The sequence below is a fragment of the Candidatus Rhabdochlamydia porcellionis genome, from assembly GCF_015356815.2.
Classification (GTDB): Bacteria; Chlamydiota; Chlamydiia; order Chlamydiales; family Rhabdochlamydiaceae; genus Rhabdochlamydia; species Rhabdochlamydia porcellionis.
On the sequence record NZ_CP075585.1, the window covers coordinates 47,313 to 69,860 of the forward strand.

16 protein-coding genes and 1 tRNA gene are annotated in these 22,548 nt (G+C 36.0%); 10 read left to right on the forward strand and 7 right to left on the reverse strand.

Translation table 11 applies throughout. The features are described from left to right. Nucleotides 1–44: 44 nt before the first annotated feature. A complete protein-coding gene (locus RHAB15C_RS00200) occupies nt 45–1,205 on the forward strand; it encodes a radical SAM protein (protein ID WP_194845874.1) in 1,161 nt (386 codons plus the stop codon). Between the two features lie 205 nt (nt 1,206–1,410). Beyond that, nucleotides 1,411–1,857: a hypothetical protein gene (locus tag RHAB15C_RS00205; RefSeq protein WP_194845875.1), complete on the forward strand. Its 447-nt coding sequence runs from the start codon at nt 1,411–1,413 to the stop codon at nt 1,855–1,857. A gap of 139 nt (nt 1,858–1,996) precedes the next feature. Here the strand turns inward: RHAB15C_RS00205 and RHAB15C_RS00210 are convergent. Beyond that, a tRNA-Ala gene (locus RHAB15C_RS00210) sits at nt 1,997–2,069 on the reverse strand. Between the two features lie 261 nt (nt 2,070–2,330). On the opposite strand from RHAB15C_RS00210, the gene RHAB15C_RS00215 reads away from it, so the two are divergent. From RHAB15C_RS00215 to RHAB15C_RS00225, 3 genes are all read left to right on the forward strand, one after another. After that, nucleotides 2,331–3,533: an amino acid aminotransferase gene (locus RHAB15C_RS00215; protein ID WP_246587635.1), complete on the forward strand. Its 1,203-nt coding sequence runs from the start codon at nt 2,331–2,333 to the stop codon at nt 3,531–3,533. Beyond that, entirely contained in the window at nt 3,521–4,648 is a 1,128-nt protein-coding gene (locus RHAB15C_RS00220; protein ID WP_194845877.1) for a rod shape-determining protein MreC, read from the forward strand. Before RHAB15C_RS00215 ends, RHAB15C_RS00220 begins: the two co-directional genes overlap by 13 nt. A 125-nt stretch (nt 4,649–4,773) precedes the next feature. Continuing rightward, nucleotides 4,774–4,923 (forward strand): hypothetical protein, encoded by a 150-nt coding sequence (locus RHAB15C_RS00225; RefSeq protein ID WP_194845878.1) that lies wholly within the window; start codon nt 4,774–4,776, stop codon nt 4,921–4,923. A gap of 20 nt (nt 4,924–4,943) precedes the next feature. Here RHAB15C_RS00225 and RHAB15C_RS00230 read toward each other — a convergent pair whose 3' ends face one another. The 5 genes from RHAB15C_RS00230 to RHAB15C_RS00250 form a co-directional block, all read right to left on the reverse strand. Continuing rightward, on the reverse strand, nt 4,944–6,005 hold the full coding sequence (locus tag RHAB15C_RS00230) for a CDP-glycerol glycerophosphotransferase family protein (protein ID WP_194845879.1): 1,062 nt from the start codon (nt 6,003–6,005) through the stop codon (nt 4,944–4,946). A gap of 265 nt (nt 6,006–6,270) precedes the next feature. After that, the gene (locus RHAB15C_RS00235; protein WP_194845880.1) at nt 6,271–6,915 is read right to left on the reverse strand and encodes a hypothetical protein; all 645 of its coding nucleotides are present in this window, start codon (nt 6,913–6,915) and stop codon (nt 6,271–6,273) included. 135 nt (nt 6,916–7,050) lie between these two features. Continuing rightward, a complete protein-coding gene (locus RHAB15C_RS00240) occupies nt 7,051–13,965 on the reverse strand; it encodes an ankyrin repeat domain-containing protein (protein ID WP_194845881.1) in 6,915 nt (2,304 codons plus the stop codon). Nucleotides 13,966–14,001: 36 nt separating this feature from the next. Next, nucleotides 14,002–14,688, reverse strand: a complete 687-nt coding sequence (locus RHAB15C_RS00245) for a hypothetical protein (RefSeq protein WP_194845882.1) — start codon at nt 14,686–14,688, stop codon at nt 14,002–14,004. Between the two features lie 299 nt (nt 14,689–14,987). Next, entirely contained in the window at nt 14,988–15,434 is a 447-nt protein-coding gene (locus tag RHAB15C_RS00250) for a hypothetical protein (protein WP_194845883.1), read from the reverse strand. Between the two features lie 134 nt (nt 15,435–15,568). On the opposite strand from RHAB15C_RS00250, the gene RHAB15C_RS00255 reads away from it, so the two are divergent. From RHAB15C_RS00255 to RHAB15C_RS00265, 3 genes are read left to right on the forward strand one after another with little or no spacing between them, the layout of a single operon-like run. Next, nucleotides 15,569–16,588 (forward strand): A/G-specific adenine glycosylase, encoded by a 1,020-nt coding sequence (locus tag RHAB15C_RS00255; RefSeq protein ID WP_220716050.1) that lies wholly within the window; start codon nt 15,569–15,571, stop codon nt 16,586–16,588. Beyond that, on the forward strand, nt 16,585–17,664 hold the full coding sequence (locus RHAB15C_RS00260) for a glycosyltransferase family 4 protein (protein ID WP_194845885.1): 1,080 nt from the start codon (nt 16,585–16,587) through the stop codon (nt 17,662–17,664). Before RHAB15C_RS00255 ends, RHAB15C_RS00260 begins: the two co-directional genes overlap by 4 nt. A gap of 22 nt (nt 17,665–17,686) precedes the next feature. Continuing rightward, on the forward strand, nt 17,687–18,451 hold the full coding sequence (locus RHAB15C_RS00265) for a hypothetical protein (RefSeq protein ID WP_194845886.1): 765 nt from the start codon (nt 17,687–17,689) through the stop codon (nt 18,449–18,451). A 5-nt stretch (nt 18,452–18,456) separates the two neighbouring features. On the opposite strand, the gene RHAB15C_RS00270 is transcribed toward RHAB15C_RS00265, so the two are convergent. Continuing rightward, entirely contained in the window at nt 18,457–18,843 is a 387-nt protein-coding gene (locus tag RHAB15C_RS00270; RefSeq protein ID WP_194845887.1) for a hypothetical protein, read from the reverse strand. 163 nt (nt 18,844–19,006) lie between these two features. Between RHAB15C_RS00270 and RHAB15C_RS00275 the strand changes: the two genes are divergently transcribed. Then, nucleotides 19,007–20,257, forward strand: coding sequence for a hypothetical protein (locus tag RHAB15C_RS00275; protein ID WP_194845888.1), 1,251 nt, complete (start codon nt 19,007–19,009; stop codon nt 20,255–20,257). Beyond that, nucleotides 20,254–22,548 carry a type II secretion system protein GspD gene (locus RHAB15C_RS00280; RefSeq protein WP_194845889.1) on the forward strand — a complete coding sequence of 765 codons (2,295 nt, stop codon included), beginning with the start codon at nt 20,254–20,256 and terminating at the stop codon, nt 22,546–22,548. The genes RHAB15C_RS00275 and RHAB15C_RS00280 overlap by 4 nt, the downstream gene beginning before the upstream one ends.

Below are 22,548 nucleotides of genomic sequence, written 5' to 3' on the forward strand. Positions count from 1 at the left end.
ATTTATCAAATGGATATTTAATCTAGTTAATTTTAAGAAATTCTATGAATAGAACTCTATTTGTTATTTTAAAAACTGTTGAAAGATGCAATTTAAAATGTAAGTACTGCTATTTTTTCTATGGTGGGGATGAGAGTTTTAAAAAACATCCCCCATTTATATCCATAAAAACAATACATCTATTAAATCAGTTTCTTGTGCAGGGTATTAAAGATTTACAATTATCTAGGATTGAAATTATTTTTCATGGTGGAGAGCCCATGCTTCAGCCCATAAAAGATTTTGAAGAAATGTGTTTACTTCTTCAAAGAGATTTATTTGGACTTGCAGAAATAACTTTTAAGATTCAGACCAATGCAACACTAATTACTGATAAGTGGATAGAAATATTTTCTAAATATAATATTGGTATAGGAATCAGTCTTGATGGCCCTCAAGAATATAATGATATCGATAGAATCGATCATCGAAATAAAGGATCTTATACCGCAGTAAGGCAGGGAATTGAGCGATTGCAAATAGCAGTAGCTAATCAAAAAATAAGTCCTATAGGAGCTTTGTGCGTCATCCATCCAGAGAGAAGTGCAAAACTTATTTATAGGCATTTTATTGATAAATTAGCTATTTATAAACTGGATTTTTTACTTCCAGACTTTACGCAAGATAATCTTCCTATTAAGAATATTTCTTTGTATGGCAAATATCTTTGCGAATTATTTGAAGAATGGGTAAAAGATAATAACACAAATATACATATTAGAATTATTGATTCTATTATTAAAGTTTTAATGGGGTTAAGACCATCATTAATTTCTATAGGGAAAGAGCAAGATAATTTATATGCTATTACCATTTCTTCTAATGGAGAAATATCTCCAGATGATACTTTGAGGAACATTCGAAAGGGACACTTAATGCAAATTGCCAATATTGAGAGTACATCAATGAGTGATTTTTTTAGTCTTCCTGTAATGCGATCTATAAAGTCCTCTGCTAAAATTTTACCTAATGAATGTACAAATTGCTGTTGGCAAGAAGTTTGCTGTGGAGGAGCTTATATTCATCGATATAGTAGTAAAAATGGGTTTGACAATCCATCAGTGATGTGTGAAGCACTGAAAATGCTTTATGCTAAAGCAGCAGCTTTTCTCTTAAAGTCTGGGTATCCTATATCCTCTTTAAAGAGTATTCTTAATATTGAATAAAGCCAATTTGAGTAATCAATCATATCCACTTCTGATTTTGAAGGAGATATTTTTATCTTTTCTTATTCCTTTTAAGGAATTATACTAATAAATTAGATGTAGAAATGGTTTTTTTTGATGAAATTTTTTTGAGTATTCTAAAATTTCTCATATTTTATGATCTTTTCGTAAAATTACACGTTGTAAATGTAATTAGGGGAAATAAATGAAAAAATATTTGATGCTAACTTGGATTGTAGCTTGCCTGTCAGTTTTTGCAGAAGCTACTATCAACTCGAAGGATGAAAAAACATCTTCTGAAGATATAAAGGTTGTTAATTTCTACGATTTAGCACAAGATGAATTAATAGAAGTTATGCAAGGACTTCATCCCGATAAGGTTATTGAGTTCTTAGCTAATACTACCTTGCCGATTAGTTACTATTTAAAAGGTAACTGGATTAATTTAGTGCAAGATGAAGAAAAAGGAGGAACAGTAGAGGTAAAGCAAACCTTTTATGTTAGATGTACAGATAAAGAATTACTCTTTAGTTCTGATTTATCTAAGTGGAAGCCTTTATTGGAATTCATTACAGGCAAGATTTTGATTAGTTTAAATGTTCAAGATAAACAAACATCTGTTGAAATTAAAGCAGAAGCTAACCGAATTTAGATAAACCTAGGGATTTTTCTATTTCTAGACTTATCTATGATGTTTTTATCGGTTTGAGAGAAAATAGGAGATGTTTGTTTTTTTGCTGGAAGATTGCTGTAAACCTTAGTTGCTTGTTTAGATATTTTCTATCAAAATATGGAGCGTAGCGGAATCGAACCGCTGACCTCAACAATGCCATTGTTGCGCTCTACCAATTGAGCTAACGCCCCTTGAAGGCCTTTTAAAATACTACGGTTTTTAATTATTTTCAAGCTAGGTTAAATTGCTGAGGTTTTAACAACTTTTTTCCAGCATTGCATAAAATAGATTGTTTTCTCTTTTGGTGACATCTACCCACAATTTCTGCATTTTTCTATTCATAGCTCTAATTAAGGCCAAAAATTTTACAGAGAGATCAAAAGTTGAAAATGAAAATATCCTAATAAAGACTTTGTTTTTATTGTGTTTTCAAAAATGCTCCTGTGCATACAATGCAAAAAAAGGAACAGAACATGGGGGTATTCGATCAAGTACCACTATTACTACCCGACTCTATTTTTCAGTTAAATACTAGATATCAAGCAGATACACGTAAAAATAAAGTAGATTTAGGAATAGGGGTTTATAAAAATGAAAATTTGCTTACAGAGATTTTACCAAGTGTAGAAAAAGCAGAAAAACATCTATTGAAGAATGAAAAAACAAAGACCTATCTTCCGATTGAAGGAGATCCTTTTTTTCTTAAAGCAGTTGGACAATTAGTGTTTGGTACTGATTTTTTTTCTGCTCATCAAGAAAGGTTGGCTGCTGTGCAAGCAATTGGAGGAACAGGGGCTCTAAGGTTAGCGGGTACTTTTTTAAAACAAGAAATCTCTTCTAAGGTTTATATTTCTGATCCTACTTGGCTCAATCATCAAGGGATTTTTGAAAATTGTGGTTTACAAGTCTATTCATATCCTTATTTGGATAAATCCAACCATTGTATAGTTTTTGAAAAACTCGTGCAATTTCTCTCTTTTATTGAAGAAAGGAGCATCTTGGTTCTACACGCATGCTGTCATAATCCAACAGGGATGGATTTAAGTCCCTCCCAATCCGAAACCTTGCTTAAGGTATGCAAAATTAAGAAAATTATCCCTTTGTTTGACTGTGCCTACTTAGGGTTAGGAGAATCTATACAAAAAGATCGTGCAATGATCAGGATGTTTGCAGAAGAAGGGATAGAAATGCTTGTTGCTTTTTCCTGTTCTAAAAATTTTGGTCTTTATGCAGAAAGAGTAGGAATTTTATGTGTTCTTACTGAAAGTTGCTCTGTAAAAAAAAACGTCACAAATCAGTTAAAAAAGATTATACGTACAAACTATTCTACCCCTCCTAAGCACGGGGCGCAAATTGTGACACATATCTTAAGTAGCGATTTAAAAAAAGAATGGGAGCTTGAGCTTTTTTCTATGCGTAAGAGGATGTATCAAATGCGTCATTCTTTATGCGCTTGTTTAAAAACACACACCTATTGGAAAAAAGGATTGGGAATGTTTGGATTAAGCGGGCTAAATGATTCTCAAGTTAAACAATTGCAAGAAGAATATGCGATCTATATGACAGCTAATGGTAGAATGAATTTCTGTGGTTTAAATGCAGACAATATAGAATATGTAGCGCAATCTTTATTAGATGTTATATGCGAAAAGTAGATTATCGTTCTTATATATTTCTCGCTGGAGTTTTTTTTATACTGTTTTCTTTTTCTCCAGATAAATCTCTTGTATTGCGCCAGATGACAATCAGTGCTTTCTCCTGTTTGTGGGATCGCATCTATTTATTAACTCATCCTCTTAATTTCTCTACGTCAAAACAAGAATTAGAGACACTCAAGCAAGAGAATTACTTACTTCATTTGCAAGTAGATCATATTCGGGAATGGCTTTTATCAGAAGATCGCATACAAGAACAAATGGATTTGCTCAAATCTATGAACAATGCAAGTTCTCCTGAAAGTGAAAAACCGTTCTTGCAGCGTCGTTGCCAAGAAATCATGAAAATCCTACAGCTTAAATCTAAAGCGATTCCTGCTAAGGTCATTTTTCGTGAACCTGGAAGTTGGAGTAACTATGTTTGGATAAATGTAGGAGAAGCAGATAATAAGCATTTGCAAGAGGTGGTGATCGCTAAAAACAGTCCTGTTGTAATCGGTAATTCTGTGGTAGGAGTAATCGATCTTATCCATAAAACACAAAGCCGTGTACGTTTAATTACCGATAATCGTCTTACCATTGCAGTAAGAGCTGTTAAAGGAAAACAGCAGGATCATTTTTTGCTAGAACAACTTAATGCATTGTTATTTTCCTTGGAAAAAAATCAGAATAGCTGCTCTCAAGAAATACAAGAAGCAATTTCAGCTCTCACTCGTCTTAAAGCGCAATTCATTCCTGTAGATCAAAATACATATTTGGCTAAAGGAGAATTACAAGGAACAGGGCGTCCTTTATGGCGCTCTTGTGGATCTTTTCTAAAAGGAACAGGTTTTAATTATGATTTCTCAGATGAAGAAGGATTAGCTAGAGATTTACGCTCGGGTCTTACCTATGAGAAAGTTTCTACACGAACCTCTATTTCTTTATTGAGCGTTGGAGATCTTTTAATCACAACGGGATTAGATGGTGTTTTTCCTGCAGGACTGCATGTTGGGGTTGTTTATAAAGTAGGTATTTTACAAGAGGGTCAATGTTTTTATCATTTAGAAGCTATGGCAACCGCTGGAGATTTTGATGAGCTCAATTTTGTATGTGTTCTTCCTGCTTTGAAATAAGTATAACTGTTCTTTAATTTAAAGAAAAAATATTGCAAAAAAAGTAAAAATTATTGAAACTTTCAGGCAAGGCACTATGCCTACATTGCTTGGGAACAAACTTAAAACATTAGGGAGTTTATACTATGAGAAATAGCATTTGGTTTTTACTAGCGGCCGTAGTTTCTTTACATGGTCTGGCATTTGCAGAAGATGAAAGTAATGAGTCGACCGGTACAGAGATTGTTTCACAAGAAGAAAAACAAGAGCAAGCTCCTGTCTCAGAATGTAGATAGCTAAAATAAAAGGCCATCAGTTATGTCTGATGGTCTTTTATTTCATCTAATGCATAAAAAATGGTTTTTTTTAGTTGCTGTAGACATAAGCAAGGAGCAAAAGCATACTGATACGCTTTTTTTCTAATGAATGTAAGCTCTTGTTGTTCATGATCTATCAAGGAGTAAATGTTAGGGTAGTTTTGCGGGGAAATGATTTGACCACAGCGAAAAAGATATGTGCTTAGAGGCTCTTTTAGATCGTTCTGATTTAAAAAGAACATAGGTCGGTTCACATATAAAAAATCGTACCCAATAGAAGAACGATCGCCAATGTATAAATCGCAATGATTTAATAAAGGATAAATAGGTATTGGGTCTGAAATAAAACACACACCGGGGATAGTTTTGCATTTTTGCTCTAATTCTTCTATAAGAAAAAGATTTTGTAGTCTTAAATTAGGATGAGGTTTAATAAGTAGTGTGTATTGGTCTGGTTTTTGTTCAATCAAAAAATCAATAGCTGAGAAAAACGAGCTAGATTTCTCATAATCTTGCCAAGTAGGGGCATAAAGAATAGTTTTTTTTTGTTCTAAGGAAATTTTTTTTGCCACGTAGGCATCGTACCAGTCTTTATGTTGCATATAGAATTGGTAGCGGAAATTACCTGTGGTCACATAGGGTTTTATCAGTTTGTAACGGTTAAAAAAATCAATCATTTGCTGTCCATATACTAAAAGCAGGTTTTCTTGACATAGAGCTTCTGCGTAAGGTTTTATATTTCCTTTATCAGAGTTTCCATGAGGGCACCAGATCGTACAGATCTTTTTTTTAGAAAGCAGTTCTGCAAGAAAGAAAAGCTCATTGAGCATAATGCGCGAAAAGCAAGAGAACACAAAGCGATAATTTTTTGTTAGAAAAAAAGGAAGTTCTAAACAATCAAGGTAGAGTGTATCTGCAAAAGGGTAGATTTCTTGTGCTTGTTTTAAGAGTAGCTTCTCTGTAACAATTAAAGGAATTCCTAAAATAACGCATAGAGGAGCTAAATGATCCAGGTGATGGATTTCTGGTCCATAAATGAGGCAGGCGGAAGAAGGAGGCATGTTTTTGTCCTTAAGATAGTGCATTATTGATAGAGGTCAATATGATCGTCTAAATCATGGAGTCTATTGTAAAAAAAAGTGAGCCCAGCACTGTTGAGCTATCTGCAGGGTGTGCCAATAAACCAAGAACAGTGAGAGTTTGAGTGTTATAAGGATAAGTCCTTTGTTAAAACCCATAACTTTTCAAGCAATAGATAAAAGTAGTAGCAGATCCTCAGTTGAATGTGATTTTGCAGCATAACGTTTGCAAACCTCTTTTACAATGTTAATCCACTTCTTCAATTCCCCGTTTTAGATTTTTCTTCCAGACCTTGAATACCTTGGTATTCGCTGAAGGTAAAAGAGATTTTTCTTGAGAAAGAGGAAGTGCAGCCTGACTAAATTCACGAAAAACCTCTGAGGGTTCTTTCTCTGGAAAACGTTTGCGATCTATATTCTCTTTGAGAAGATCCAGCTCTTGAGAAAGCCCTTTTAACGTTATTTTATTCACACGATATCTTTCCAAAGGAGGAAGAGCTGAACGGATATCATCCGACATCTCTATCAGTTTTTGCATAACATCGATGAATTCATCAGGCGTATTTTCCACTTCTAAAATAGAAGAAGAACTTAGTATCCAAGGCGGAAAGTCTTTAGAAGCCAATGGTACAAGTAGGGAACAAGGTCTTATCAGTAGATGAAAAGCAAGATCGCCTACAGACTCTTTCAACCTTTTACAAAAGAGAACGATTAGCTCTTGAGTATCAAGACAAGGAGCTTGTACCTTGCTGAAAAGATAGTCCATGCATTGTAAAATACTAGTCTGTTCCGCTTCATTAAAAACAGAAAGAAAAGAAGGGTTTTTTTTTATATATTTTGCTCCTGAAGAAAGCTGAGCGTTTTGTAGAGTAAAGTGGTTTTGGGTAGTCATACGTGTTATCTTTGCAGATATATATTTTTTATAAAAATTGTATTCTCGAAAAGGAGAATTTATCTGCGAATTAGAAGAATGGAGCTGATTGTGAAAGCAGTTCCAGCTCCTTTCCTTGATCGGAGTAGTCATAGATTAAAGAGTGGTTAGAAGGTTGAGAATAACAGCTGTTTGTTCTGTTTTGCTGTTTTGTTTAACTGCATCTAAAAGCGATAAACCATCATTTGTTTTCACTTTAGGATTTGCTCCTAAATTTAATAAGAACTGAACAAGCTGAGGGTCTTTGGTTTCTGTAGCAGCGATGAAAAGAGGGGTTTTCCCTTGATGGTCTCGAACTTCAAAATCAGGATCTATTTCCAGTTCGAGAAGTCGGCGTAAAACAGAAAAGTTTCTCTGTAAAGTAGCAATGTGCAAAGGAGTTCTTCCTTCTATATTGCTTTGATGTAGGTCGTGTATTCTAGCTAAAATCGGCAATACATCGGCATTCCCCATTCGAACCGCTGCATGCAGTCTTCCTTCTTTGAGATCCTGGCAAAGAACAAAAATTTTCTCGTAGCCAGTGACTAGAGCGCGGATTTCTTCACTCTGTATCATGTCATAAATGGTTTGACTTTTGAAGGTTTCAATCGTTGTTTTTGCACCTAAAGCAAGAAGAAGTTTAACTGCACTCATGTTTTCTTTTTCTACAGCAACATGTAGTGGAGTGCTTCCTTCAGCATCAAGAGCATCGAGATCTGCGCCTTCAAGGTATAACAGAGCGATCATGGAACTACTGTCTTTTTCCGCAGCGAGATGTAAGTAATTTTTACCTTTAGATAGTTTTTGATTAGGATTAATTTTTATTTGATAAGAAATTGCGCGAGCTATTTCTACATGATTATGAAGAACAGCCAAGTCAAAAGCAGATGCTCCATTATGCATTTTCAAAAGAGGATCGGCTCTCTCTTTTAGCAAGTAATGAACAATACGGATGGCCCCAAATTGACAAGCTACATGTAGCATAGTAATATTTTGATAAAACTCGAGCGACTGATCGATACTTTTAAGCTCTCTTTGTAAGATCCGTATCTGTGGAACACTATCAAGCTGGATAGCAGTAATAATAGACCGATAAACCTGCTGCTTATCATTCATTAAAGGAGATTCGGAGAAAAGCTCTAGAATTTCTGCATTTTCACTAATGGTTGCGTATACAAGAGAGGTGTCTCCTTCAGAATCTCGCACTTCAAAATCAGCTTTATAGCGAGAAAATTGAGTGATCATGGGAAGATTCCCTTTAATTGTAGCCATATGCAGTGGAGCTTTTTTAGGTTTGAAATCGTTGCTTACCAAAGGATCAAGAGGAACCTCATGCTCCTTTAGAAAATCGATCAATTCCGGGCATTTACTTTGAGCTGCAAAATAGGCCAATCCATTGCCTTGATAATCTATGCTGAATAAAGAAGCCCCACAGGCATGCAGAAAACGTACCATATTTTGATTGCCTTTTGCAGCTGCGACATGAATCGGCTCTTTGCCTTGGCGATCTTTTTGATACATATTAGTTGTTTTTTCAACAAGATACTTTGCTATTTCATCAAATCCTTTTCTAACAGCGATATGTAGAGCTCTTTCTCCATTTACTCCAATAAGACTTTCGATACAAACGCCTTTTTCTGCTAGAGTACGCACAATAGGTAGGCTATTTTTCTCAATAGCTAGTCCTAAAGGGGTCATCAGTGTTTTAGATCGATGATTTGGATTTGCTCCTTTGTCTAAAAGAAAAGAAACGATATCTAAGCGATTTTTTTGGATTGCATAGAAAAGAGGTGTTTGCATCTCTTTATCTTCTCTATCAAGAGCGTCTTTATCTATCTCAGAAAAGATAGAAGTAAAACGAGCTAATGACGCACTTTGAGCAAATAAATGTAAAGGAGTAATTCCCTGACCGTTAGGAACTAGAGCGTTCATTTTTTTGAAAGGAGGGTCTTGATCTTTAATTGCTGCTATATGCAAAAGAGTGTTTCCTTGCGCTGTTTGCATATTGATGTCTACTTGATATTTTTGAACGAATTTCTCTAAGATTTCTTTCTTTTTCTTCTCCTCAGAAACCAACAAATCGATCAAATGGAGAATAGGCAAACAGGTCTTGCCTATATGAGGTACAATAAAAGTCATCGATTTATTGATAGGTAGGTTTTTTAAAGCAGAAAAAAAACTATTTTGTTGTCCATTCATCAAAGACTCTACGATTGTTTTCTTAGCTCTTTCTAGTTGCGCACGCTTTCCTTGGAGGATGTCGCAAATATCGAAGAACTGTTTTTCTTGCGCATGCATAAGCGGTGTTTTTTGTGCATGATCTAAAATAGTAGCGTCAAAATTATGATTTAATAGGAGCTCCACATTTTCGTCTTGATTATGCATAGCAGCAAGATGGAGTGCATTTTCTCCTTGATCTGTAACTTGATAAGGTGGATTATATTGTAGGAGAAATTGCAATAGAGAACTGTTTTGCTTGGCTGCAAGAAGAAAAGGCGTCTCACCATTGCTGTTCTTTGTATGAAGAGATGCGCCGCGCAAACAAAGTAGGTTGGTGTTTGTTAAATTGTTCTCTCTAACCGCAGATAGCAAAGCGGTTTCTTTTTTTACTGGATTCAAGGCATTGATATTAGATGTGTGCTTTAAAATAAAATCCAATATTTCAGGAGAAGCTTTAGCTGCAGCAAAATGCAAAAGATCTGCTGGGATTTCCACCCTTTTCTTAGGATCTAGAAGGAATTCTACTATTTTTTTCTGATTGTAAAGAATCGCATAATGAAAAGCAGAGAGGTTTTTTTTGTCGGGTAGATGGAATTTAACTCCTCGTCCTAGAAGGAATTCTACCATTTCTTCATCGTTGTTGATTACTGCAATATGAGAGGCATATTTTCCACCAACCTCAAGAGGAATATTAGGCTCTAAAATTTTGTGAATGATCAAATCAGCCGTTTTACGCTGCCCTGCTTGCACTGCTTCCAAAAGAGGTTTTTTCCCTGCTGAAGGCAACAATTTTCTCTTATGCAAAACATCTAATAAAATCTTAAGAGAACGCATGCTGCCATAGCGTGCTGCAACAGTTGCCCATTCTTCAATTTGTTGAGATGAGGGAAGCTTCGAATGGGAAAAAATATCTGAAAAAAAATTGATATGATCAAATTTTGCCATGTGATGATGAATAGACCATCCATTAGCATAGCGAAAACCTTCTGCGTCTAGCTTTGAATAAAATCGACTTACAGCTACATTGTGGCCATTTTTTGCTGAGGTTATTAGAGTTTGCATCAACTGCTCGGGTTTATGAAGTTGATGTTTTTTCTGAAAAAAATCGATGACATCGAAATCAACCCCAGGTTGGCAAAGTAGAAGAAGATGGTCCATCGGTTGAAGTGCGGTGTTTTTGGGGTCGTCTTTAGCTGGATTAAAAAGAGATAACCAAAGATCCTCTATTCGAAATTTTGCTGCGATTTCCAATGCAGTCTGATTGTGAATATCTTTAACATTTACAAATAATGCTTGCTTTTCTTGAATGGTTACGGTTTGTTTTTTAACATAGCTCAAAAGGCAAAGAGCGGAATTAATGCTACCGCTACGAACAGCGGTTATCAGAGTTGTTTCACGATTCCAACCAAATAAAAGAGGATCTGCTTTATTTTCTAAAAGCAGCTCGACAATTTCGTAGTGATCGTTTTCCACTGCAAGGTGTAGTGCTGTTTTGCCCGATTTTAATTGTGCATTAAGATTCATATCATCAGCTTTCAGAAGAGCTCTTACAAAAGAGAGATTTCCTTGTTTAGCAGCAAGGTGCAGAGCTGTATGACCATCCCATCTAGCTTGGTTGACATCTATTCTATTTGCGATCATTTTCTCAATTACTGGTAACATGCTTTTGCATTCCACTGCAAGGTGTAGCGCTGTTGTCTTATCATCAAGAGTGTGCTTTAAATCAATTCTTGAGCGATTTAAAAGTTCAAGGGCAATTTCTACAAACCCCCGGTAAATGGCACACATAAGAGCGTTCATTCCATGAGCTGTCTTGCAATTGGGATTAGCTCCTTTAGCCAAAAGAGATTGGACTACATGCAATTTAGCATGTTGAATAGCAACATATAAAGCAGTTACTCCTCCTGTAGCCTCCATATCGAGTAATCCAGGAGCTTTAGATAAAAGAAGTTCTATCCCTTCAAGATTTCCGCTTTGAGCTGCAAAATGCAAAGCAGTGTGCCCTTGAGAATCTCTTATATGTATGGCTACTTTTCCCATCACACGATCAAGAAGGCAAGTATTGGCAACACTTGCTGCATAATGCAGAGGGTTCATTCCATGACTATCGTGAAAACCCCAGGAGGTGATTTGTTCCGCTGTTTTTTCAAACCGCTTCTCATCATCAGTTGCAATTGCATGAAATATGTCGATCATAGCAGCACTCATCGAGGTCGGGGATAAATAACTCAAAGCAGCCTGCTTTTCCCCTTCATCAATGAAAGAGAAGTCTGTAAAACAAAGCTTAAATAGAACACCGTTATTTCCAGGATCAGAAATTTCCCTGATCTCTTCATTTAATAAACCAGATAGCTGTCCAAAATGGCGATTTAAAAGAGAATAAGCTATAGGGTCAACTCTCATAGGTTCATGGCTTAATGCAACACCACATCCTCCTACAATTCGCTTCTGGAGCTGCTTTTCTTCCTCTAATTTATGCTGCGTATAGAGGTGCAAAGTACTATCCATGTTTTCGATTTGCAACTCAATGAAAGCTTCTAGATCCAGCAAAGACAAAGGATGTTCAAGCAGATTGGAACGTTGCTCTTGCTGCTCTTTAAGTTTTTTTAGATTGTTATTGCATATCTGTATATTTCTCTGTCTAACATATTGATGCTCTGTTCCTGCAAGTGCAGCAGAGGCGGCATTCCAAGAGCTAGAGAGATTGGTATGTATAGTTTCCCATTCTCTAATCAAATCATCGAGTTTAGGGAATCGTTCTGCTTTGGCTTTTACATAAGTTGCTTCTAACCTTTGCAAAAAATCAGAAGCCGTTTTTTGATAAGAAGAAACTTCTTGCTGTTTTTTTGAAAGAGGATAGCTGTTTTTTCTAGAAATATACTTCTGAATCTCTTCAGCTACGTATTGAACAGCCTTTTCCCTATTGGTTAAGATTGCTTGTTCAATAAGATGTTTTTTCTCTTGATGTATAAAAAGCTCCGTAAGCTTCAGTTTGATTTTTTCATGGTAAAAAGCGCGTAAAGGCAAATGAGGAAAAAGGGGAGGACAAACATCTGTATTTTCAAAAACCCGATGGGATAAAAGGGGAAACTTATTTGCCTTCTTTAACGTATTAAAATAATAGCAAAAAAAACTTATGATATTTAAGGCTTCAAAGAGCTTTTTAAACTCAGGGATACGCGGCATGATGTGTTTGATCTGTAGACTCATTTTATCATAAACTTTTTCTAAACGGCGATAAGAGGAAGGATCTTCTCCTGTCAATTGCCGATGCTTAGTAAGCTCTTGCTCATAAGCAGGGTCTGGAGTAATGGTATAAAGAACATCAAAATTTCCGTCTAAAATAAAAAGATCTTCCACTTTTTTAATCGAGTTTTGATGGGCAATGATTCTAAAAGAAGAGTTAAACCCAGAGTAATCTTTAAGAATAGGATGTTCTTCACATTTCATGGGTTCAAGTGCTTCCATGCGTTCAAATATTTCGGTCATTTCCCTAATAGAGAGGTATGGAAAACCTAAGAAATTTTTACAATATTCTCGAACATCGACAAGTTGCTCTTCTAGATCTTTTTCGCTTATATTGTGATTTTTATTCCATTCTTGAACAAAAGCAGCAGAGAAAAAGCCTCCATTGAGAAATCCTTTCATATAATAATCCAGCATAGAAATTACATATCCCACAAAGGTATTTTGATATGCCGGATGAATCACAGGATACATGTTGGTATCCCCATTGAAATGCAAGCTAAAAAAAGGAACCGTATTGTATACAAAAATACCCAAGGCCAATTCCTGTAAAATCCTCTGAATTTCTTTCCGATCCAAAGACAACTTATCCACCACAGGCAGAAAGAAAGTATGTTCGCTTTCCATCTTTCCACTTAAATTGTCAAACAAACCTAAAATGATACCTACTTCATTCTCAACACCTCCAATGTGTCTTCCTGATGATCCCTCATCTATAGGATGATCTGGATGGCAAGAGTTATAACTCTCCATTAATCGGTTCGCTCTTACACGATCCTTAAAGGATTCATTTTGAGGGTTTGGATGAGGATTTTTTAACGTTTTTGCTTTTGATTTAGAAGGAAGAAACCGTTTGGTATAATCCAATGCTAGACTGGCTATGGATCGCTCTTTTAGTAATTGGGTTTTTTCTGAAGGAGAGAGATTTTGTTTTAATTGTTTTTCAATATCTTCTATTATGCTTTTAATGCCATTTTGTGCGCAATTTACTTCGGTTTGATGATTGAAGGGTTTTCCATCTCGCGTCAAGATTTCTTCTCTTACCTCTTTTTTAGCACCGATTAGCTCTTCAGATTCTCTTAAATTTTTTTTTATTATATTAAATAATTGTTGTTCAGTAGATGTCTTATTTTCTTTATGTTCAAGGTTGAGAACAGCGTTATAAGCAAGCTTATATTTGTCAACTCCACCACCAATCAAAAAAGGCCAAATAAAAATCCTTTTGGTTTCTTCCAAGTAGCTAAAGTGCCATTTTTTTAATGAGCTACTTTCAAGACGTTTTAGAAATAATTCGCTTGACTCTTCAGGTAAAAGCGCATTGTGGATTTTATTGCTAGAGAAAAGGGTAGTGAGGCCGTTTTTTGTTATAGAAGCGGCAAAGAGGTTAATATATTTCCATAATTGAATAGTGCGTCCTTGTAAATCGGTATAGGGAAATGTGATAGGAACTGCTGCTTTAAGTAAAGTTTGAGCCTGTTTTTCAGTAAGGAAAAAAGGAGCCCACGAAGAATGGTTTTGATAGAAAGGTAGTTGCTCCTTTTCCTGTTTGAGTGGAGAAAAGCTCATAAAATCTCCGGTAGTTTCTTGTAGTTAAGGTCAAAGTTATTTCAAGGTTTTGATGATTTGTTTTGCTTTTGCTAATACTTCATGCATAAATTCTTCACTTAAAGGAGTTGCTGATTCACCAGGTTTCCCAATGAGATCGTTCCAACCTTTACCAATGGCTATAGCTAATTGAGTAAAAGATACTTGTAGCCAAAATTTAGCATCTGTACGTTCGCAAGTTCGCTTGCGTCCTGCTTTTAAAAGAGTAGTATTAGATGTTTCGTACAGATTGAGCACGAGCTGGAACAGTTCTTTTTCTGGTTTTTTTTTAAACTTTTCTGTACAATGCATAGCAGTTAAACGAAGATCATCATCATTATCCCAAGGTACTCCTTTGATAAAGGCTTTTATTTCGTGTAAATAGCGTTGAGCGTCATCTCTCCAGTATTTAAAGAAAACCTTCAAAGCCATACCAGAAACCATAGGATTACTAGGATAGTATAAAAAATGCTCGACTAGTTCCCTATATTGTGTAGCACCTGCCCATTCGAGAATAAGTAATAATCCATACAAGTTTGTATTATCACCTGGTTTAGACGCTTTGATTTTTTCTACTACATAAATAAGTTCTTCAGTTGTTAACTCGCCGTACTTTGCTTCATCAAGCAAATCATCGACATCATGCATGGGTCTTTGCTTTGGTAGCGGAGTCTTTATTTTGTCTTTTTTTTTCTTCTTTTTCATTTGTTTCCTTCTTTATGGAACAACTACGATTAAAAAGATGTTATACGATAACAAGAAAGTATTTTAACAGAAAGTTAAAAGTAGTTAGGAGATTTCTTTATGAGAGGTGTGGTTTTTAAGTAAAATTTGAACCTATTTCTTCAGTAAGGAAAAAAGAGCCCACGAAAAATGATCTTGATAGAAAGAAAGCTGTTTGCTTTCCTATTAATTTCAGTAAATGTTAGTTTCTATATAAAGTTCTTTCGAATTTTATTGAATTAGCTCCAAATTAATAAATTCCTGCTATTTTATATAGTTTACTATTGAGGTGTATTTTTTTCTTCAGTTGCAATAGCTGTTTTTTTTCTAGGGGGTTTTGGCTTTAAACGACGTTCTTGCTTAAGGTTGTTTTGGTTGTCCATGTTCTGTTGATTCATTTTTTTTGTTAATGCATCTAGCTGATCGTTTAAGCTCAAAACCTCTGTTGTCTGTTCATCGTCAAGGGGCATAATTTGCTCTAGTTTTAAATCTTTACTGCTGGGGTTTATAAGAGTTTCTAGTTTTTGAGTAGCAACTAGTCTAAGCTCACGTGCTTGATTTAAGCGCTCTAAGAGGGATTGACGCTGTTGCATAATTTGCATAGAATGTTCTTTATCTAGTACTTCTTGATGTAGATTTGCCAGTAGCTCTCGCATTAAGTAGACCTCTTTTTGCAAGTTGACCTTAATCTCGTCGTGTAGCTGGTTCCAATTTTTTTGCGATGCCATATGATATAAGCTCCTTTATTCTACTAGATAATGGAAAGGCTAAAAATATACTAGAGCAACTAATTGCTTAATTTATAGAATGGTTATCTTTTAAGAGTTTAGATGTTTAAAAATTAGTGCTTATTTGAGTTGTCGTGGATATAGAAGCTTTAAAAAAGTGGTTTTTGGCACAAAAAAGAGATTTTTCTTGGAGAATAAGCCCAACACCTTATGGTGTTTGGATCTCAGAGGTTATGCTGCAGCAAACAAGGGCTAGCGTTGTAGAAGGGCATTTTGAGCGCTGGATGATTTTATTTCCCGATGTGAAAACTTTGGCGTTAGCTCCTCAAGTAGAGATAATTAAAGCTTGGGAAGGATTAGGTTATTATAACCGGGCAAGAAACCTGCATTTAGCTGCAAAATATATACTCGAAAAATATGAGGGGGTCATTCCGGATAACAGAGAGGAATTAGAAAAAATTAAAGGATTAGGCCCTTATACGGTAGGGGCTCTTTTAAATTTTGCCTTTCATCAAAAAGCCGCTGCTGTTGATGCCAATGTAACACGTGTACTTGCACGTTATTATTATGTAGAAGAGGATGTTACGAAGGCAAAGACCAAGCAGCTTATACAACTCAAGACAGAAAACCTTTTGCCAGAGACCGAACCCTGGGTTTGTATGGAGGCTTTGATCGAATTGGGTTCTCTAGTTTGTAGTAAAGTAGCTAAGTGTATAAAATGTCCTATAAAAAGAGGCTGTAGAGCAAGAGAGTTAAAAAGCCAACATCGATTGCCTAAGAAACCTCCTAAGAAAAAAGTTCAGCTTTTACATCGCAATGTGATTGTACTTGTCTATCAGGATAGTGTTTTATTAAGGAAAACAGAATCTGGTTTAATGGCTGATTTATATGAGTTTCCCTATTTTGAGAAAGAAAAGTCGCAGGAAGAGATCTTGCTTACATTCCTTTCTAGAGAAGCCATTTACCAACAACACTTAAATGCTGTAAATCATACGTTTACTCATTTCAAAGCAATTTTACTTCCTTCTGTTTGGCGAGCTTTGAGAAAAGAGATTTTTAGCAATTATATATGGGTTTTAAAAAAAGATCTGGTAAAGTTTCCCTTTTCAGCAGGGCATAGGAAAATTATCCAGCAGATAGAAGGAATAAGATGAAAATCGTTCATACAGAAAGTTCCATGGGTTGGGGTGGGCAAGAAATGAGGATTTTAGCAGAAGCAGAGGGAATGCGTCAAAGAGGTCATACCGTGTTTTTTGCGCTCTCTTTTGATAGTGAATTAGCAAAACGCGCTAGGCAGAAAGGGTTTGTGGTTTATACGTTTTGTTTTAAGAAAAAGGTTCTCTTTTTTACCGTGGCGAAGTTGTTGATGTTTTTTAAAAAAGAGAGGATTGATCTGATCAATACGCATTCCTCTTTAGATGCTTGGATAGCGGGGATTGCTGCCAAACTATCTCAAAAGCCCGTTGTTCGGACACGTCATCTATCTACTTCTATTCGAGGGGGTATAAATGGGTTTATGCTTTATAATAGGCTTGCTGATTTTGTAGTTTCTACTTCTTCTGCCGTATTGCCTTTACTCCAAGAAAAAGCAGCCTTACATCCTTCTCGTATGCGGTGCATTGCAACAGGGGTGAATCCAAAAATTGCTGATACTATACAGGATACTCTTGTTTTTCGTAAGCAATTAGGTTTAAGTCCTACAGATATTTTAGTGGGGACAGCTTGTGTATTGCGTTCTTGGAAAGGGATTCCTGATTTATTAAAAGCAGCTGATCTATTAAAGAATCATCAACAGATCAAATGGATTTTAATTGGTGGAGGGTATTTAGAGAGATATCTTGTGATGATTCGTGAAATGAAATTAGAAAACGTGATTTGTGTGGGCCATTTAGAATCGCCTTATACAGCCATTAGTGCTTTAGATATTTTTATGCTTTTAAGCGTGGCTCACGAGGGGATCTCTCAGGCCACATTACAAGCAGCCTTTTTAAAACGTCCTTTAATTACAACTAGCGTAGGTGGTCTGCCGGAGATATGTATTCATGAAAATACGGGTTTAAGAGTTCCTTCTTCTGATCCAGAAGCAGTTGCCCAAGCTGTGTTAAAAATGGCAGAAGATCGCCTTTTAAGAGAGCGTTTAGGGGAAAATGCAAAGATGTTAGTAGAACAAAAATATACGATTACCCATACTTTAGATCAAATGGAAGCTATCTATCAAAAGCTTCTTTGAAACTTAAAGGTTTACTCAAGTTATGACAAAGCTTAAATCAGAAGACTCTTTGCCATTTGGCAAGGCAGCTCTTGCAAAGATTTTTTTTTTAGATCGCTCTATAAACCGATCTAAAATCGCTATTTATGCCTGTTCTGGCATTTTTGTCGTTATGTTAGCTATATACCAATTTGGAAGCTTTCAAAGCAAATCCCCTTCTGTTTATAGAGAAGCAAATGCTATGTATGCTAAATGGCGAGACCCTCAAGCCTTCAATAAATTAGAAAAATTAGTGAGTCTGCATCCAGAACTACAGACTAAGTTTGGGGGTTTAATTGCACAACGTCTTTTAAGCATAGGAGAGACAAAAAGAGCAACGGCTTATATGACGAAAGCTTTAGAAAGAGCACAAGGTTTAATTTCTCCCTATTATACTCGTTTTTCTGAAACAACTCTATTAATCGTCGATAATAAACTAGTAGTTGCTTTAGAAGAAGCGAAGAAGTTAAAGAGCGATTTAGAAAAGGATGCTTTTTTATGGGAACAAATGGATTCGCAAAAGCGATCTGGTGGGTTGTTGTATGCTTATAATTTGATAAGAATTGCTGCCTTGGAAAGAGAATTAGGTTCAAAAGAGGGAGAAAAAGCAGCATGGGAAGAAATTCTGTGCAATGCTGGTTGGTCTAAGATAGAAGAGCCTGTTAAGACTTATGATCCAAAAGCTTATGCCACTCTTGCGCGTAATTTTCAATCGGGGTCCTTTTCTCTGCTTGACTATATCAAGCAGAGAAAAAAAGAATTGGAATAGAGCTCTTATTTAGGATGCTGAGCTTGTATCTCTCTTGCTAAATGATAGAGATCTTTACCTCCGTGAAGACCTAATAGTAGAAAAATTAGCGGTGGTAAAAAGATAGCTAGGATTAGGACTGCAATAGCCAATACGAATTGAGTGGTTTTTTCTTGTCTAAAGAGAAAGTTAAGAACTGCTTTGGAAAAGTAGGCAATTTTTCTAGAGAAGAGAACGCCTAAGATTCCTCCTAGAGTAGAAGCTCCTATAGACCAGACGCAAGAATACATAATTAGCGCAAATAAAAAAGCTAGTGCAAAAGCTAAACAGAAAAAAAATTCAAAACGATGTTGTTTAGCAAATGTTTCAATTTCTTTTACAGAAACTCCTTCTTTTGATTTATTTTCATCCATACGGCCTCATTAGTTAATAGTAACCTTATTAATTGCATTAAAATAGTAAATCGAATTTTTTAGCAACCTATTGCCCATTTCTAAGCTCTTTTATTTGATCTTTTTTTTATTTTCTCAATCCCCTACACTTTTGATCTTCTTAAGAATGAGAGGATAATGTGCTGTGATTGTTCTTCCTTCTGCCAAATGCAGTATCCGATGTCTTTTTAATTACTGCGTTATGGGGGTATGTGCTTGTGTAATTGCCTTATCAAGCGGTCTACTCTTTTTTTCTTATCCTCTACCTGATGTAAAACTGCGGATGCAAGAAGTGAGTCAAGTCCGTACACCTCTTCATCCCTATGAACTCATTGGTTCTTTTGCTTTAGCTTTAAATGAAAATCACACCTCTAGTTGGGTTAGACGCATTGCTAATGAGCTTTTGATACTAGGTTATAATACTAGGCCAGATCAGCAATCATCTGTCTCAATATCTTTTTCCTTGAATAAGGGAAAAAATCCTTTCACTGTACAAAATGAAGAACTGGTTTTTCTAGAGGAGTGCAAAGAGGGATTGACTTGTTCAAAAAAAAAGACCGCACTCTGGATTCAGCCTATTCTATTAAGCAATGGAGCTATTTTAATAAAGGTATCTCGACGATTTCATTCTACAGAACAAAATGCAGAGTTTATTTCTTCTTCTTCAGGATTATTGCAAATGCCAAATGATGACTTTATGCAACAATTGCAAAGTAGCAGTTATTTGAGCTTTGATCTATTAATCCAACATTATGGAGGCCCTAAGTTTGCCGAATGGAAGGAGAAAGGCACATTAAAATGTATGAATCAAATGCAAAGCTATGCGTGTTTTGTTTCGGAAGCAGACCTTCTTGTATTTAAAAACCAACAGTGGCAAGTTGCTTCTCTAGCCACTAAAACTCAAGGGCTTCCTCTAGCACGAGTGAAAAAACTTCTTCCCGAGCAAATGCAATTAGAGGTTTGGGATGAAAAAGGCTTTTGTTCCAGCTTGATCGAAGTACCTTTGCAGAAAAAAAAGCTTAGAAGAACAAAACTAGAAATCCCTTTTACCAAGATTCGCATGAGGAGTTCTACACAAATTAGTTGTAGCTTAGGGAAGAAAAGACTGTTTTTAAAACAAGGAGATTGGTTATTCAAAACTCTTTCTGGGTGGTATCGGTTGGATAAACCAAGAGACATTGAGGATTATGTCTATCATCGCCTTATAGCAGAGATATTTATTTTCGATGCAATTGTAAAAGAGCAAGGGTGCTCTTTTATGAAGGGAACTCTTTTTGATGAAACAAGAATGCACATGCAACAAATTCAACTGCCTATTCAAACGGAAAAAAAAGAAGCCAGAATGAGAAAAAAACTCTTTCTCTTGCTGCCTTTTACTCTTAAGGGGTATCTATGAAGAATATTCTTCTCTATTTTTGCTTGGCGACAACTACGCTTTCAGGACAGACCTTATCCGATAAATTATTACAAGAAGAGAATCGATCTTCTGCCAAAACGGATGTTTTATTAAAAGAGATCAATGAACGGATTTATCTTTTAAGGTCTCAATTACAAGAAGGTTACCGTCAGGTACAAACTCTATATGATACTAAGGCTGATGAAGAACAGTTTCATGCTCTTCTGGCAGAAGTTAATGCGATGAAACAAAAACTCCAGTCGCAAGAAAAACAGTGGCGAGAAATCGTCATTAAAGAGTCTAAACAAGAGGAGGAAGGATACGCTCTTTGGGATCAAGAGGAAACCACTCTTGCGCATTTAATTATTGAATATGGTGCATTGGATTATCTCTATATCGTGCCTCCAGAAATGGCAAATATGAAGTTAAATATGCATTCGAATGTCCCCATTCCAAGAGAATCCTGGAATGATGTATTAGAAATCATTCTCTCTCATAATGGGATTGGAATTAAGAATATAAATTCATATGCTAGACAGCTATATTTACTTAAGCAGGAGCCAGCTTGCATTGAAAGGATTGCCTCTTCTTTAGAACAACTACTTTTAACACCGGAACATAGTCGCATTTTTTATGTCTTTTCCCCTCCCATCGAACACATAAAAAGCGTAAAACAGTTTTTTGAAAAGTTCTCTGATCCTAAGCAAACCTTTATTTATCAAATTGGCCCTAAGATTGGTATTGTGTCTAATCGAGAAGAGGTGCAAAAGATCCTACATTTATATCAGAGCGTATGGGGACAGATGCAAGGTAGAGTTTCTCGCGTGATTCCTGTGCTTAAGATGTCTGTTAAAGAAATGGAAAAGATCCTGCAGTCTTTTTTTAGCGAGTCTATCGAGAAAGCACGACCTCATTTTACTAAGAAAGAGCAAGAAGGGCTTACCGTTTTCTCGCTTTTGCAAGGCAATTCTCTGGTGGCTATTGGCAGGAAAGAAGTAGTGGATAAAGCAGAGCGTGTTGTGCGTGAAACAGAAGATCAGTTGCAAAACCCTGCTGAAATGACAGTCTATTTATATCCTTGTCGTCATAGTAGTCCTAACGATTTAGCCCAGGTATTAGAAAAAGTTTATACCTCTCTTCTAGCTGCATCATCTGATACTAAAAAAGAAGCAGAGTTAAATTACTCAGCGCCTGGGACTCCTTTTAAAACGCCTCCTGATGGGTATCCTCCTGTTCCTCCTCTTGTAGTGGCACCAAAACCGATTCATTCCAACACATTATCGACGGTTGGGATCGATTATGGCAGCGATCATTTTATTCCAGATTCTAAAACAGGAACTCTATTGATGGTTGTTCGTCGTGATGCCTTAGGGAAAATCAAGGATCTTATACGTAATTTGGATATTCCTAAAAAAATGGTGCAAATTGAGGTGTTATTGTTCGAAAAACAACTCAATTGTGAAAATAGCTTAGGGATGAATCTATTGAAATTAGGATCAAAAAACGTCTTGAAATGGAGCTCTAATGTAGCACCAAGTGGATCAGGGGTGCTAGAATTCCTTTTGCACAATAACTCTTCTAAACATTTTCCAGCTTATGATTTAGCGTATAGTTTTTTAATGTCACAAGATGATATTCAACTCAATGCAGCCCCGTCTATCATCACTGTGAATCAAACCCCTGCTACTATTTCCATTGTAGAAGAAATTTCGATTAATAATGGAGCAGCCCCTTTAGATACCAACAAAGGCACAGCGTTTGAAAAGTCTTTTTCCAGAGCTCAATATGGAATTGTCATTACGCTTGTTCCAACTATCCATTTACCTTTTATAGATGAGATAGACATGGAGGAAACAGGATTTGTTACTTTGAAGACCAATGTTACCTTTGATACAACAAGACATGACGAGCATAAAGATCGTCCTTTGGTGAATAGACGGCATATTGAAAACGAAGTATGCATTGCAGATGGACAAACAGTTATCTTAGGGGGACTGCGACGAAAAGCTTCTCAGGATAAGGAAGAAAAGATTCCCTTCCTAGGAGATATACCGGGTTTAGGAAAATTATTTGGAGCGACTAAACTCAGAAGTAACGATACAGAAATGTTTATTTTTATCACGCCAAAAATCATTTTAGATGCCAAAGAACAGTTACAACAAATTTTATATGAAGAGCTCAGGAAAAGACCAGGCGATCAACCCGAGTTTCTGGATTGTTTAGTAGAAGCACAAGAAAAAGCTCGATATAAAAAGATCCAAAATGGGCTTAGTTGCCTTGCAGAGAAATAA

Excerpts from the sequence above, each read along its gene's own strand:
- RHAB15C_RS00280 (WP_194845889.1), top strand. The coding sequence starts at position 20,254 with ATGAAGAATATTCTTCTCTATTTTTGCTTGGCGACAACTACGCTTTCA.
- RHAB15C_RS00230 (WP_194845879.1), bottom strand. The coding sequence starts at position 6,005 with ATGCCTCCTTCTTCCGCCTGCCTCATTTATGGACCAGAAATCCATCAC.
- RHAB15C_RS00250 (WP_194845883.1), bottom strand. The coding sequence starts at position 15,434 with ATGGCATCGCAAAAAAATTGGAACCAGCTACACGACGAGATTAAGGTC.
- RHAB15C_RS00205 (WP_194845875.1), top strand. The coding sequence starts at position 1,411 with ATGAAAAAATATTTGATGCTAACTTGGATTGTAGCTTGCCTGTCAGTT.
- RHAB15C_RS00265 (WP_194845886.1), top strand. The coding sequence starts at position 17,687 with ATGACAAAGCTTAAATCAGAAGACTCTTTGCCATTTGGCAAGGCAGCT.
- RHAB15C_RS00245 (WP_194845882.1), bottom strand. The coding sequence starts at position 14,688 with ATGAAAAAGAAGAAAAAAAAAGACAAAATAAAGACTCCGCTACCAAAG.
- RHAB15C_RS00220 (WP_194845877.1), top strand. The coding sequence starts at position 3,521 with ATGCGAAAAGTAGATTATCGTTCTTATATATTTCTCGCTGGAGTTTTT.
- RHAB15C_RS00215 (WP_246587635.1), top strand. The coding sequence starts at position 2,331 with ATGCAAAAAAAGGAACAGAACATGGGGGTATTCGATCAAGTACCACTA.
- RHAB15C_RS00270 (WP_194845887.1), bottom strand. The coding sequence starts at position 18,843 with ATGGATGAAAATAAATCAAAAGAAGGAGTTTCTGTAAAAGAAATTGAA.
- RHAB15C_RS00260 (WP_194845885.1), top strand. The coding sequence starts at position 16,585 with ATGAAAATCGTTCATACAGAAAGTTCCATGGGTTGGGGTGGGCAAGAA.
- RHAB15C_RS00240 (WP_194845881.1), bottom strand. The coding sequence starts at position 13,965 with ATGAGCTTTTCTCCACTCAAACAGGAAAAGGAGCAACTACCTTTCTAT.
- RHAB15C_RS00225 (WP_194845878.1), top strand. The coding sequence starts at position 4,774 with ATGAGAAATAGCATTTGGTTTTTACTAGCGGCCGTAGTTTCTTTACAT.
- RHAB15C_RS00200 (WP_194845874.1), top strand. The coding sequence starts at position 45 with ATGAATAGAACTCTATTTGTTATTTTAAAAACTGTTGAAAGATGCAAT.
- RHAB15C_RS00235 (WP_194845880.1), bottom strand. The coding sequence starts at position 6,915 with ATGACTACCCAAAACCACTTTACTCTACAAAACGCTCAGCTTTCTTCA.